This is a genomic window from Nocardia sp. NPDC050408, from assembly GCF_044458905.1.
Classification (GTDB): domain Bacteria; phylum Actinomycetota; class Actinomycetes; order Mycobacteriales; family Mycobacteriaceae; genus Nocardia.
The window spans coordinates 549,032-562,260 of record NZ_JBITIL010000003.1 but is presented as its reverse complement, the minus strand read 5'-3'; the positions used below and the strand labels follow the sequence as shown (position 1 = coordinate 562,260).

13 protein-coding genes and 1 pseudogene are annotated in these 13,229 nt (G+C 64.5%); 5 read left to right on the top strand and 9 right to left on the bottom strand.

The features are described from left to right. Positions 1 to 199 precede the first annotated feature (199 nt). The gene (locus ACIBJI_RS12335) at positions 200 to 331 is read right to left on the bottom strand and encodes a hypothetical protein (protein ID WP_396956005.1); all 132 of its coding nucleotides are present in this window, start codon (positions 329 to 331) and stop codon (positions 200 to 202) included. Between ACIBJI_RS12335 and ACIBJI_RS12330 the strand changes: the two genes are divergently transcribed. Further along, the gene (locus ACIBJI_RS12330) at positions 294 to 410 is read left to right on the top strand and encodes a hypothetical protein (RefSeq protein WP_397084251.1); all 117 of its coding nucleotides are present in this window, start codon (positions 294 to 296) and stop codon (positions 408 to 410) included. The genes ACIBJI_RS12335 and ACIBJI_RS12330 overlap by 38 nt on opposite strands. 347 nt (positions 411 to 757) lie before the next feature. Here ACIBJI_RS12330 and ACIBJI_RS12325 read toward each other — a convergent pair whose 3' ends face one another. Further along, positions 758 to 1,384, bottom strand: a complete 627-nt coding sequence (locus ACIBJI_RS12325; protein ID WP_397084044.1) for a TetR/AcrR family transcriptional regulator — start codon at positions 1,382 to 1,384, stop codon at positions 758 to 760. Positions 1,385 to 1,611: 227 nt separating this feature from the next. Between ACIBJI_RS12325 and ACIBJI_RS12320 the strand changes: the two genes are divergently transcribed. Further along, on the top strand, positions 1,612 to 2,544 hold the full coding sequence (locus ACIBJI_RS12320) for a metal-dependent hydrolase (protein ID WP_397084042.1): 933 nt from the start codon (positions 1,612 to 1,614) through the stop codon (positions 2,542 to 2,544). Further along, positions 2,544 to 3,665 (top strand): annotated as a pseudogene (locus ACIBJI_RS12315) (hypothetical protein); the annotation flags it as partial. The gene ACIBJI_RS12320 and the pseudogene ACIBJI_RS12315, both read left to right, overlap by 1 nt. Here the strand turns inward: ACIBJI_RS12315 and ACIBJI_RS12310 are convergent. The 7 genes from ACIBJI_RS12310 to ACIBJI_RS12280 form a co-directional block, all read right to left on the bottom strand. Further along, positions 3,645 to 4,385, bottom strand: coding sequence for a 16S rRNA (uracil(1498)-N(3))-methyltransferase (locus ACIBJI_RS12310; RefSeq protein WP_397084040.1), 741 nt, complete (start codon positions 4,383 to 4,385; stop codon positions 3,645 to 3,647). The pseudogene ACIBJI_RS12315 and the gene ACIBJI_RS12310 sit on opposite strands and share 21 nt — an antisense overlap. Positions 4,386 to 4,388: 3 nt before the next feature. Continuing rightward, the gene (gene dnaJ / locus ACIBJI_RS12305; RefSeq protein ID WP_364339258.1) at positions 4,389 to 5,543 is read right to left on the bottom strand and encodes a molecular chaperone DnaJ; all 1,155 of its coding nucleotides are present in this window, start codon (positions 5,541 to 5,543) and stop codon (positions 4,389 to 4,391) included. Positions 5,544 to 5,635: 92 nt separating this feature from the next. Next, entirely contained in the window at positions 5,636 to 6,667 is a 1,032-nt protein-coding gene (gene hrcA / locus ACIBJI_RS12300) for a heat-inducible transcriptional repressor HrcA (protein WP_364339256.1), read from the bottom strand. Positions 6,668 to 7,135: 468 nt separating this feature from the next. Next, complete coding sequence (locus ACIBJI_RS12295; RefSeq protein WP_364339254.1) at positions 7,136 to 7,936, bottom strand: alpha/beta hydrolase; 801 nt, start codon at positions 7,934 to 7,936, stop codon at positions 7,136 to 7,138. A 241-nt stretch (positions 7,937 to 8,177) separates the two neighbouring features. Further along, positions 8,178 to 8,393: a hypothetical protein gene (locus tag ACIBJI_RS12290; protein WP_397084038.1), complete on the bottom strand. Its 216-nt coding sequence runs from the start codon at positions 8,391 to 8,393 to the stop codon at positions 8,178 to 8,180. A gap of 157 nt (positions 8,394 to 8,550) precedes the next feature. Further along, entirely contained in the window at positions 8,551 to 9,753 is a 1,203-nt protein-coding gene (gene hemW, locus ACIBJI_RS12285) for a radical SAM family heme chaperone HemW (protein ID WP_397084036.1), read from the bottom strand. A gap of 44 nt (positions 9,754 to 9,797) precedes the next feature. Then, positions 9,798 to 10,187, bottom strand: a complete 390-nt coding sequence (locus ACIBJI_RS12280) for an SgcJ/EcaC family oxidoreductase (protein WP_396955816.1) — start codon at positions 10,185 to 10,187, stop codon at positions 9,798 to 9,800. 439 nt (positions 10,188 to 10,626) lie between these two features. Between ACIBJI_RS12280 and ACIBJI_RS12275 the strand changes: the two genes are divergently transcribed. Both ACIBJI_RS12275 and ACIBJI_RS12270 read left to right on the top strand, forming a co-directional pair. Then, positions 10,627 to 12,438, top strand: coding sequence for a nitrite/sulfite reductase (locus ACIBJI_RS12275; protein ID WP_364339247.1), 1,812 nt, complete (start codon positions 10,627 to 10,629; stop codon positions 12,436 to 12,438). A gap of 14 nt (positions 12,439 to 12,452) precedes the next feature. Further along, positions 12,453 to 13,187: a phosphoadenylyl-sulfate reductase gene (locus ACIBJI_RS12270; protein WP_364339245.1), complete on the top strand. Its 735-nt coding sequence runs from the start codon at positions 12,453 to 12,455 to the stop codon at positions 13,185 to 13,187. Positions 13,188 to 13,229: the final 42 nt, after the last annotated feature.

Genomic DNA, 13,229 nt, shown 5'->3' with positions numbered 1-13,229 from the left:
AGGGCGAACGGGCTGTACGCACCTGAGTTCGGACGTTTTCAGCAATCGAATAGCAATGTCGCCAGATACCGCTCCACTGATAACACCACAGGGTTCGGGCCATATGCGCCAACCGCAGAGGTGGCCGCCTGTTAACTAGATAGGTCGCTTGGCCGATCAACTACTGTGACCGACATCAGATTCTCTTTCTTCGGGGGTTTCACATGCTGATCTTCGGCTGGCAGAGGCGTCTCCACACGCTCGCCATGATCACCTTGCTCTGCGGCCGCTGCGGCAACCCCGCCGCGCACGCGCTGCGCAGACTCGCCACCACATTCACAGTCTTCTTCATCCCGATCCTCCCACTCGGTAACAAGCACTACATGGAATGCACTTGGTGCGGCGCATCGACACCCCTCGCCGTACCCTAAGTCACCGGCCTCATCGCACGCGCCAACGCCGAGAAAATGGGTTCCGCCCAGTACCAGCAGCCTTCCCCAGGCCCTAACGGACAGTGGCCCGCCCCCGGCGCACCCAACACCCACCCGCAGCAGCCCGCCCCCGCCGCACCCAACACCAACTGGCAGCAGCAGCCCGCTCTTGGCGTACCCAACGCCCACCCGCAGCAGCCTGCGCCCGGCACACCCAACGCCCCCTGGCAGCAGCAGCCCGCCCCCGGCGCGCCGAACGGCCCGTGGCAGCGCTGACCCAATCGAGGGTCGGCCCGCGACGACCGCAGTCGAATGGCAGCACGCCCCGACACACCGCAACAACCGGGTCAGCCCCCGCGTCGTCCGTTCGGCTTCGGTTGCGCGATGATCGCGGCTCCCATCCAGCGTCGTAAATATCGACGCAGCTCACCGTCGCTCCGTGGCGGATTGCCCGGAGAAACGAAGAACGACTGCATCGTTCGCAGAATGTATTCGACGAGTTCGTGCAGCGATGTGTCGTCGTATCCGTACCGCTCCCAATCGACGTCGAAGCGTTTGATCATCGTCATGCCGAAGGTTTGCGCCTCTTGGGAGGTAAGGCTTTCGGGGTGCACATTCGAATATGTGCTCGAAAGCAGAATGCCCAGGTGGGGCGTCCGACGCACCTCGGCCAGCGTGTAGACCACGCCCTCGGTCATGGCTTCGACCGGGTCCTCGATGCCGCTGACCTGCTGTGTCAGCCGATCCAGGAAACCATCGACCGAAGCGATCGCCGCAGCCTGCATCAGTGCGTCCGAACTGGGGAAGTATCGATACACCGTCTGACGGATGACCCCCAGCGACTCCGCGACGTCGGCAATGCTGATCTCCGAACCCGTCCGTCCGATGAGATCGACCGCGGCGGCGACTATTCGACGGGACGCTTCTTCATCGCTGTCCGGCGGGCTCCCGCCCCACCCACGCCTTCCTGCCACTGCTCGCTTCCTCGGCTCGAACCAATGTCCGTCGCGTGCGAAACCGACAGCGGGACAACCCCGCCGACCGTCCTGATCAGGGACTCGACGCTACCACAGGGGGATCTTTGCCCAGCCCGAGCAATTCTCATCATACACTCGAGCCGATTTGTGTATGATCACTCATCGAAGCTTCGGCGTGTCCGAACACGGCTACAGCCCCCTTTCGAAACACGAGGTACAGCCAAGTGACCGATCTACAAATCCGAAAGATGCGATTCGCATTCGCGGACTACGACGTTCCGTTCTTGTGGAACGAACAGAATCCGGCCTTCTCGTCCATGGCCAATGCGGTGTCCTTCCTGGCGATCGGCTTCGAGAAGATGATCGTCAATATGATTCGCGAGGCCATGCCGCGGATAACCGATCCCGAGGTCGCGGAGGAAGCCGACGCGTTCGTGCGGCAGGAGGGGCAGCACTCGACCGCCCACCGCCAGCACGCCAACGCTCTGATCAGGCGATACCCCGGGCTCCAAGAGACTCTCAACGAAGTAATCGCGGAATTCGACCGACTCACCGTGAACACCTCCCTGGAGTATCGGCTCGCCTACACCGCCGACCTGGAGGCCACCTTCACCCCGGTGTTCAAACTGATGCTCGACAATGATTCGACTCTCTTCCGTCCCGGAGACGACCGGGTCGCATCGCTGTTCATCTGGCACTTCGTCGAGGAAGTCGAACATCGCAGTTCTGCGCTGATCATCTTCGATTCCATTGTCGGCAGCGACGCCTACCGCATGCGCATGGCTCCGTCGATCTTCCGGCACGTCATGAAGGTCATCAAGGTGGCCTGCGCGGGATTCAATAAGCATGTGCCGCAGGAGGATCGGCGCATCGATGCACTGGCGATGTTTGCGACGCACCGGAGTAAGCAGAAGCTGCGGAAGTTGTTGCGACTGCCCGTCGAGGACAACGGTCCGATGTCGCGCGCGTTCGACGATCTGCGACTCGGCGAACAACTGGTCGCGATGGTCGGCATCGTCCGCAGTCAATTGCCCAAGCACAATCCGGATCACGAGAAACTTCCCGCACTCGCCGATGTGTGGTTCGAACGCTATAACGCCGGTTACGACGTATCGCACTGGTACACCGCCGATACCGTCGCAGTGCAGGGGGACTGATGGCCGATCATTGCGCACCCACCTTCGACGAACTCGCGAAGGCACTCGGCTTTTCCTGTCAGGAGGCCGGTGGACTCGTCGAGGTGCGAAATCCGTTCGCATTGGAGAACTGGACGCTGCCGGTGCTGGAGTTCACCATCGTCCTCGGCGCTGTGCTGGCACTGATCTACGCGATTGTGCGGTTGCGTCGGCACGGCGATCCCACCAATCTCGTGGTCTGGTTCGGTGCGACGGCGTACCTGTTCATTATCGAACCGCCGCTGTACTTCCCCGCCGCCTTCGGCATCGACGAACACGTGGACACCATGTTCGCGCACAACGTCTTCACCGTGGATTTCCTCTGGGGTCGACTTCCCCTCTATATCGTGGCGATCTATCCATTGATGGCCACACTGGCCTTCGAAATCGTTCGAATGCTCGGCGTTTTCCGTCGATACGGCGTTCTCGTCGGCGCGGTCTGCGTGGGCTTCGTACACCACGGTTTCTATGAGATCTTCGACCATCTCGGACCGCAGCTGCGCTGGTGGGAGTGGTCGATCGAAAACTCGCTCAATCAACCGATGTTCGATTCGGTACCGCTACCGAGCGTGGTGGTATTCGCCGCGCTGTGGCCGATGTCGCTGGCGTTCTTCGTCCAGTTGTTCGTCGGTCGCCATGTCGACCAAGGGCGCAGCTTCTCCGGACCGCAATTGGTGTGGCGCACCGTCGTCATCGGTATCCTCGGGTCTTTGGGAACCGGCGTATTGCCCATCCCGGCAACGGTTTTCGGTGCCGGTAGCACCTCGGTGCGTGGATTCCTCTATGCGGCCGAATTGGTCATCGTCAGCATCGTCGCGATTCCGGTTCTCACTCGACAGTGGCTGCGGCTACGAGACGACCACTCGGATTACTCGAACGGCTTCGTGCGAATTTACAGCGTCGTCTATCTGGGCGTGATGGCATTGCTCTGGGTGACCGCGCTGCCCGATTACTTCGCTGCCGTCGACGGTTCGACGAGTAATGGCGACCCCATCGGGAATCTCTGGTACGCGCTGGCGTGCTTCGCGGTCGCAACACTCTGCGTGTTCGCGATCTTCACGGTGCCGTACCGCCCCGACCGGCTACCAGCGGGAGGTCAACGCACCCAAGGCGCCGAGGGCGACGGCGGCGGCAGTGGAGGTGCGCAAGACGGTGGGACCGAGCAGGGTTACGTCGGCGCCCGCACCAGCGAAGGCGGTGAGCTCGGAGTCGTCTAGACCGCCTTCTGGGCCGACGATGAGCAAGATTTCGGTGGCCGTATCGAAAGGCAGCTCGACGAAGCGGGCGGTGCCGGATTCGTGTAGTGCCACCGCGATTCCACCCGCGGCGACGACCGCGCGGATCTTGTCGAGCAGGTCGCGGGTGCGGTGCAGGTCTGCGATCTCGGGGATATAGGCGCGGCGGGACTGCCGAGCTGCCGTGCGGGCAGCGGCGCGCCATTTCTCAACGGCCTTGCCCGCCTTGGCTTCCCAGTTTGCGATGCAGCGCGCGGCCTGCCACGGGATGATGACATCGGCGCCGGCCTCGGTCATCAGCTCGACGCTCAGCTCCGAACGGTCGGACTTCGGCAGCGCCTGCACGACAGTCACCCGCGGCGTCGCAGGCGCGGCGAGCACCCGGTCGAGCACCTTCAGCTCGAGCCGATCCTTCTGCGCTGCAACGACTTCCGACGCTGCGAGCAGACCGGAACCGTCGGACAGCGTAATCGGCTCGCCGACCCGGATGCGGCGGACCGTCGCGGCATGGCGTCCCTCCGGCCCGTCCAGCACCGCGATGGCACCCGGCTGCGGAATATCGGAAAGATAGAAGACCGTGGCGGCCAACGGCTATCGCCCGCTGAACGACGCTCGCAGCCGGGCGAACAGGCCGCTGTTGTGCTCGGACTGCGCCGACATCACCTCGGCGCGTTCACCGGTGCGCATGCCCTTGTACTTGCGCAACAGATCGGTGGTCTTGGCGTCGAGTTTGGTCGGCACCACGATGTCCAGATGCGCGAGCAGATCACCGCGTGCACCGGAGCGCAGCCGCGGCATGCCGTGGCCGCGCAGCACCGAGATCTCACCCGGCTGGGTGCCCGGCGGAATGGTCAGCTCGGTCGGGCCGTCCAGGATGGTGTCGATGACAACGGTGGTGCCGAGTGCGGCATCCACCATCGGCACCCGGACGGTGCAGTGCAGATCATCGCCGTCGCGAACGAAGACATCGTGCGGCTGCTCGACGATCTCCACATATAGATCGCCCGCGTGCCCACCACCGGGACCGACCTCGCCCTGCGCGGCCAGCCGCACCCGCATGCCATTGGCGACACCGGCCGGAATCGGCGCGGCGATCTCGCGACGCGCCCGCACCCGGCCGTCGCCGCCGCACTTGTGGCACGGATCGGGAATGGTCTCACCCGCACCACGACAGGTCGGACACGGACGCGAGGTCAGCACCTGACCGAGGAACGAACGCTGCACCGACTGGACCTCACCCGCACCACCACAGGTTTCACAGCGCACCGCCTTGGACTTGCCGTTGGTGCCGGCGCCGTGGCAGATATCGCAGAGGATGGCGGTGTCGACGGTCAGGTGTTTGGTCACACCGACCGCGCATTCGGCCAGGCTGAGCCGGGTCCGCAGCAGCGAATCCGCGCCGGGCTGCACCCGGCCGCGCGGCTTGCGCGTCCCGCCGGTGCTGCCGCTCATACCGCCGAAGAAGGCCTCGAAGACGTCGCCGAGCCCACCGAAACCGGCGCCGGAGAAGCCCGCTCCGCCACCACCGGATTCCAACGGGTCGCCGCCCATATCGACGACGCGCCGCTTCTCCGGGTCCGACAGCACCTCGTAGGCGGCCGACACGTCCTTGAACTTGGCCTGCGCCGCCTCGTCGGGGTTGACGTCGGGGTGGAGCTCCCGCGCAAGCTTGCGGTAGGCGCGCTTGATCTCCTGGTCGGTCGCGTTCTTCGCGACGCCGAGCAGTCCGTAGTAGTCCCGTGCCACTTGAGTTCTCTAGTCCTTGGTTTGCAACAGCATTAGTCGGATGCACTCAACTTTATCCGCCGAAGAATCGAGCGTATCAGCGGCGGGGGCCCTCAGCGCTCCGCGAGCACCTCACCGATATAACGGGCAACGGCCGCGACCGATGCGATCGTTCCCGGATAGTCCATTCGGGTCGGACCGAGCACGCCCATACCGCCGAGCACCGCACCCGCAGCACCGTAGCCGGTCGACACCACCGAGGTTCCGCGCATCTGCTCGACCTGCGTCTCCTCGCCGATGCGCACCGTGACGGTACCCGGATGCTGTGCGGCGGCGAGCAGCTTCAGCACTATCACCTGCTCTTCCAATGCCTCGAGCACATCACGTAGCGAACCAGGGAAAACGAAGTCGGCGGCATTGCGGGTCAGATTGGCGGTGCCGCCCAGGACCAACCGCTCCTCCGGATGCTCCACCAGGGTCTCGACGAGCACGGTCGAGACGCGCACCAGCACATCCCTCAGGCGCACCGGCGCCCGCTCGGGCAGTTCGGCGACGGCCGCGGAGGCGTCGGACAGGCGCTTGCCATCCATCGCGCCACCGAGCATGCCCCGCAGTGCGGCGAGGTCCTGGTCATCGATGAGCGCGCCGAGTTCCACCAGACGCTGGTCGACGCGACCGGTATCGGTGATCACGACCAGCAGCAACCGAGCCGGATTCAGCGCGACCACCTCGATGTGGCGGACCGTGGAGGCCGACACCGTCGGATACTGAACGACCGCGACCTGGCGGGTCAGCTGAGCAAGCAGCCGGACACCGCGGCGCAGCACATCGTCGAGATCGACACCGGACTCCAGGAATTCCATGATCGCCCGGCGCTCGGCCGGCGAAAGCGGCTTCACCTCGGAAATGCGGTCGACGAACTGCCGGTAGCCCTTATCGGTCGGAATGCGACCGGAACTGGTGTGCGGCTGGGTGATGTAGCCCTCAGCCTCCAACACCGCCATATCGTTGCGGACCGTCGCGCTGGATACCCCGAGGTTGTGCCGCTCCACCAGGGTCTTCGACCCGATCGGCTCCTTGGTCGAGACATAGTCCGCGACGATCGCACGCAGGACCTCGAAGCGCCGATCTTCGGTGCTCGACATGGGCCCCACCTCCTCGCTCGTACTCGGGTAGGTCGTAACGGTCACGTGCGCACCGTCCGCATCGACCCGAATTCGATGCAGGTTACTTGGTACGTCTGTTTATCCAGTCTAATTGCCTACTCGACAATTGCCCGTTCGCACACCATGGACGCTTGTGACCCAGGTCTCCTCGGGGCCGACTGACGTTGCGCCGGAGCGAGATCCGACCGCTACTCTCGCCGCAGGCAGCGTCACAGGGGGATTCGAAAGCCGCGAACAACCTCCCAAATCACCAGATGGATCGACCGTGCACCCTCCAAAAGCCTCGGAGGAACGGCGCAGCAACACCTGGTAGCGCTCATGCGTGTGCGCCGAGTCGAATCAAGTGGTCGTGGTCAAGGCGGGGCGAACCACCATGAGACTCGCCTCGATGGCGGAGCCCAGGAGCGGACGCCGGTGCTGAGCAATCTGCGGACGCTTCCGGAGCCGTCAGCGGGCCGCACTCTCTACTACAGCGGCGACCTCGTTGGGATGGGAGACCAAGGAGGCGTGGGAGGCGCCGATCTCCGACATATGCGCACCCATGCGGTTTGCCATGAAGCGTTGGGAGGCAGGGGGAATTACGCGGTCGTCGGCTGAGACGAGATACCAGCTGGGGGTCGAGGACCAGGAGGGGGCGCCCGAGGGTTCGAGGTTGGCGGATACGGCCAGGGAGTGTTGGTGGGCGATCATGTCGGCGGCTACTTCGGGGGATACGTCTTGGGCGAAGACGGAGTTGAAGTATTCGGGGGCCACGTAGCCGTCGAGGTTCCTGCCTGCCACGCCATTTGGATCGTCGACGAGGCGCACCTGGAGCGCCGGGGGCAGCAACTGACTGCCGGGGAAGCTGATGGGGTTGATTTCGAGGAGTGCGGATTCGCCTTGTACCGGCGCGAAGGCCGCAATGTATACCAGCGCTTGAACTTTCGTGTCGTGGATATTGCTGATGACGAAGCCGCCATACGAATGGCCCACCAGGACAACGGGTCCGGAGACGGTGTCGAGGGTTCGCTGGATGGCCGCGGCGTCGTAGGCAGGGCCGCGCAGCGGATTGTCGGGAACCACCACCTGGTAACCGTGGTCGCGCAGCGTCGCGGCTACGCCGTTCCAACTCGTGGTATCGGCGAAGGCGCCGTGCACGAGCACGATCGTCGGGAAGGGTTCGGCGGTCGCGGGCGCGGCCACGAGCACGGGTGTAAAAGCTGAGATGAGCGCCGCGATGCAGGCGCGGAGAATACGGGTGATATTCATCTGAGTCCTGCCTGTCGGTCGTTGATAGCTGTCGGCTCTTGATGTTGTCACCTTTTGCCGAGCACCAACAGATAACCGGACCGCCAGGTCGGTTACACCGCGTGGGGACGAACGCCCACTACGACCATTCGCGACAGATCATCAGCCGCCCGTATTCGGGCGTGTATCAACGCCCGGGAGCAGCCGTCGCTGCGGAATCTCACCCTACGAGCGACGGCACGCCACCGCGACGGACCCGCAGCTACAGCTCGGACCCGGTTCTTGCCATCTTGCCCGCCAGCGCATCGAGGCCGAGCATGGCGAGTAAGGACTCGCAATCAGCCGCGTCCCGGGAGTGACTGGCGACCGTCCGGGCCGCTATCGCGCACTGCCGCGCAGTTTCGGCCTTCTCCGCTGCCCGCGCCTCGGCGAACTCGCTCTGCTCGGAGATAAGGGTGATGTGTCGTGCCGTTGGCATAGGACTCCTTGGGTTGATCCGCAGCCTACGCGTCTTTACCGATCTGTGATAGCGCAACGGGCAGCGTCCTATCGACGCGGCAGTGAAGTGGGAAGAATTCACTATGCCGCGCCGAGCCGGGCCCGGCGATACACCACGCGCGAAGATCGGAATACGCTCAGGTCAGGAGGTCTCGGACGACGCCGTCGGCGAGTAGGCGGCCACGGTCGGTGAGGACCAGACGGTCAGCGGAGCGAACTGCCAGACCGTCGGCGATGATTCGGGTTGCGGCGGCGGATTCCATTGAGGCCAATTCGTTCAGCGGCAGACCGGTGCGCAGGCGGATGGCGAGCATGACACGTTCGGTGTGCTGCTCGTCGGCGGTGAGGACTTCCCAGCCCGCGGCCGGGAAACCGCCGTGCGCGACGGTATCGGCATAGCGCGCAGGGTGTTTGACGTTCCACCAGCGGACCCCGCCGACGTGACTGTGCGCGCCGGGGCCCGCACCGAGCCAGTCACCGCCGTCCCAGTAGCCGAGGTTGTGCCGACAGCGCGCGGAATCGCCTGCGGCCCAATTGGAGACCTCGTACCAGGTGAGGCCCGCGGCATCGAGACGTGAGTCGATGCGTTCGTAGCGGGCGGCCAGCACATCGTCGTCGGGGGCGGGAAGTTCGCCGCGGCGCACGCGGCGGGCCAGTGCGGTGCCGTCCTCGACGATGAGCGAATAGGCCGAGACATGGTCGACGCCCGCGTTCAGCACCGCGTCCAGGCTCGCGTCCAGATCGCTGTCACGTTCGCCCGGCGTGCCGTAGATCAGGTCGAGATTCACATGCTCGAATCCGGCAGCGCGTGCTTCTTTCGCAGCGGCCACCGCCCGGCCCGGCGTATGGGTGCGGTCCAATACCTTCAGCACGTGCTGGGCCGCGGATTGCATGCCGAGCGAGACCCGGGTGAACCCGGCCGCGCGAATGCGTTCGAAGAACTGTGATGAAGTCGACTCCGGATTGGATTCGGTAGTCACCTCGGCATCGGCCGCGAGGGTGAAGTTCGCGCGCACCGAGTCCAATACATCCGCCAAGCCGTCACCACCGAGCAGTGACGGCGTGCCACCGCCGACGAAGATCGTCGCCACCTCGGGCGTGGCGGTCGGCAGCGCAGCGAACCGTTCGGCCGCCGTCGCCAACTCACCGCGCAGCGCCTCGAGCCAGGACTGCGGCGACGCCGAGGTGCCCAGCTCACCCGCGGTATAGGTGTTGAAATCGCAATACCCGCAGCGTGTGGCACAGAACGGCACGTGGATGTAAATCCCGAACGGGCCGCCGCCGAAGTCGCGCAGCACCAGGGCAGGCGCTTCGGTTTCGATCGGGGCGATGGAACTCACCCCTCCAGTGTGACCGCCGCTCCCCTCGACCGTTGCGGGCGGGTTCAGTCGGCGACCACGGTGTTCTGGTTGGCGGTGAGCAGCCAGCGGCCGTCTTCCTTGGCCATGACGTACATCGGCGAACCCTGACCGGACAACTGACCGTCCCCGTCGAAGTACCGCTGGACCACCTTGACCGCGGCGACGTCCGGCCGGATGAAAAGCACGTGCTCGACCTCGTAGGTCGCGGTACCGTCCCGCATCGCACCCGGCAGCACCCGTGCGGTGAACTCTGCGACGGCCGCGCGGCCGAACAGGCGTTTGCCGCCTCCGGTCGTCCAAATCGCATCCTCGCGGAACAGGCCGACGAATTCGTCGACGAGCTCGTTTTGCTGGGAGTGCTGGATGGTGGCGACAACCTCGCGGATGGCGTCGAGATCGGTATCGGTGCTCATGCCCCAGAGCTTGCTACCTGAACCCAACTCGAGGTCAATCCGAGTGACCCGGTTCACCGGCGACGATCTTGACGAATCATGCGACGCATTCAGGCCGCTAAGTATGACAGCCGTCACAATCAGCTCGCATAGTCCAGGGAATTTCCCTCGATTTCGCGGGAAATATGGCCGCGCGGTCGGAAGGGCCACTCTGACGTGGCACAATAGCCGCATGCGCGGATCTGGAGTACGACTTGTGGCACGTCGCCACGTCGACTACAAGCGCGTCTGCAGTGCCTGCTGTCTGCCCGGTTCCCACCGGTAGCTCAGCGGCGCGCATTCCCGGGTTTGCCCGGTGATCTCCCGATTTCGACGGACATCGGCCCGCTGACACCGCAGGCGTGAGTCAGCCCCTCACGTCTTCAGCACGGATGTACCCCCACCCTGCAGGAGCGACCCCATGACGTCGAGCACCGACGCCGGTCCAACGGATCAGCCCCAGCCGGAATCCCGGCCTGGGCAGCACGCGCGGCCGGTCCGCCCGGCCTCCGAACGACGCGTCCGTCCGGATCGTCCCCGGACCGAGGCAGCGACGGGCCCGCGGGTCCGCACGGGTAAGCCGGTGCGCCGCAAGGCCGAGGGCCAGTGGGCGCTCGGCTACCGCGAGCCGCTGAACCCGAACGAGCAGTCCAAAAAGGACGACAACCCGCTCAATGTCCGGGCCCGGATCGAGAACATTTACTCCAAGCAAGGCTTCGACAGCATCGACAAGGGCGATCTGCGCGGCCGGTTCCGCTGGTGGGGTCTCTACACCCAGCGCGAACAGGGCTACGACGGCACCTGGACCGGTGACGAGAACATCGACATTCTCGAAGCCAGGTACTTCATGATGCGAATCCGCTGCGATGGCGGCGCATTGAATGTCGCGCAACTGAAGACCCTCGGCGGGATCTCCACCGAATTCGCCCGCGACACCGCCGACTTGTCCGATCGCGAGAATGTCCAGTACCACTGGATCGAGGTCGAGAACGTCCCCGAGATCTGGAAGCGGATCGAAGGCGTCGGCCTCGAGACCACCGAGGCGTGCGGCGACTGCCCGCGTGTCGTGCTCGGCTCGCCGCTGGCCGGTGAATCGCTGACCGAGGTCATCGACCCGACCCCCGCGATCGACGAGATCGTGCGCCGCTACATCGGCAAGAAGGAATACTCCAATCTGCCGCGCAAGTTCAAGACCGCGATCTCGGGCCAGCAGGATGTGGTGCACGAGATCAACGATGTCGCGTTCGTCGGGGTGAATCACCCGGAGCACGGCCCGGGGCTGGATCTGTGGGTCGGCGGCGGTCTGTCGACGAATCCGATGCTCGCCCAGCGCGTCGGCGTATGGGTGCCGCTGGAGGAGGTTCCCGATGTGTGGGAGGCCGTCGTCTCGGTCTTCCGCGATTACGGCTACCGCCGCCTGCGCACCAAGGCCCGGTTGAAGTTCCTGATCAAGGACTGGGGCATCGAGAAGTTCCGTCAGGTGCTCGAAGACGAGTACCTGAAGCGCAAGCTGATCGACGGTCCGGCGCCGGAGCAGCCCAAGAAGCCGATCGATCACGTCGGCGTGCAGAAGCTGCGCAACGGGCTCAATGCGATCGGGTTCTCCCCCATCGCGGGCCGGGTTTCGGGCACCGTGCTGACCAAGGTCGCCGAGGCGGCCGAGAAGTACGGTTCGGACCGGATCCGGTTCACCCCGTACCAGAAGCTGATCGTTCTCGATATCGCCGACGATAAGGTCGACGCACTGATCGACGAGCTGGAACCCCTTGGGCTGCAGGCACGTCCGTCGCTGTGGCGCCGGAACCTGATGGCTTGCTCCGGAATCGAATTCTGCAAACTGTCCTTCGCCGAGACCCGCAAGCGGTCCCAGGCGCTGGTGCCGGAGTTGGAGGAGCGGCTCGCGGATCTCAATGCGCAGTTGGATGTTCCGGTGACCATCAATATCAACGGCTGCCCGAACTCCTGCGCGCGTGCGCAGGTCGCCGATATCGGCTTCAAGGGTCAGCTGATCGATGACGGCTCCGGGAATCATGTCGAGGGTTTCCAGGTTCATCTCGGTGGCAGCCTCGGCTTCGACAGCGCCTTCGGTCGCAAACTGCGTCAGCACAAGGTGACCACCAACGAGCTCGGTGACTACATCGAACGGGTGGTGCGCAACTTCATCAAGCACCGCGAGGACGGCGAACGGTTCGCCCAGTGGGCCGTTCGTGCCGACGAGGCCGACCTTCGGTGAATGGGAGACCAAGCGTGACAACAGATCAAGTAACGGCGGACCTGCCCGCGAAGCTGTCCGAAGACGAGTTGCGGGCGATCGCCGAAAAAGGCGCGGCCGAACTCGGGCCCGATGCCACCGCACTGGATTTGCTGCGATGGACCGAGGACACCTTCGGCACCGGCTACATCGTCGCCTCGAATATGCAGGACGGCGTCCTGGTTCACCTTGCCGCCCAAGTGCATTCGGGTGTGGATGTGTTGTTCCTGGATACCGGCTACCACTTCGCCGAGACCATCGGCACCCGCGATGCGGTTGAGGCCGTATACGGCGTGAATGTGATCAATGTGCGGCCGGAAAACACTGTGGCCGAACAGGATCAGCTGCTCGGCAAGGATTTGTTCGCGCGTGATGCCGGTGAATGCTGCCGGTTGCGCAAGGTTGTGCCGCTGCAGCGCTCGCTCGGCGGCTACAACGCCTGGGTCACCGGCATCCGCCGCGTGGAAGCCCCGACCCGGGCCAATGCCCCGCTCATCTCGTTCGACGAGGCGTTCGGGCTGGTGAAGATCAACCCGATCGCCGCCTGGTCCGATGACGAGATGCAGGCCTATATCGAACAGCACGGCATCCTCGTCAATCCCCTGGTGGAAGAGGGATATCCGTCCATCGGCTGCGCTCCGTGCACACGGAAGCCACAGCCGGGTTCCGATCCGCGAAGCGGCCGCTGGGCCGGCCTCGCCAAGACCGAATGCGGGTTGCACACAGCATGACCGAGTCAGGGCCCGGAGGAGGCAGCCTGCGTAACCACGGAG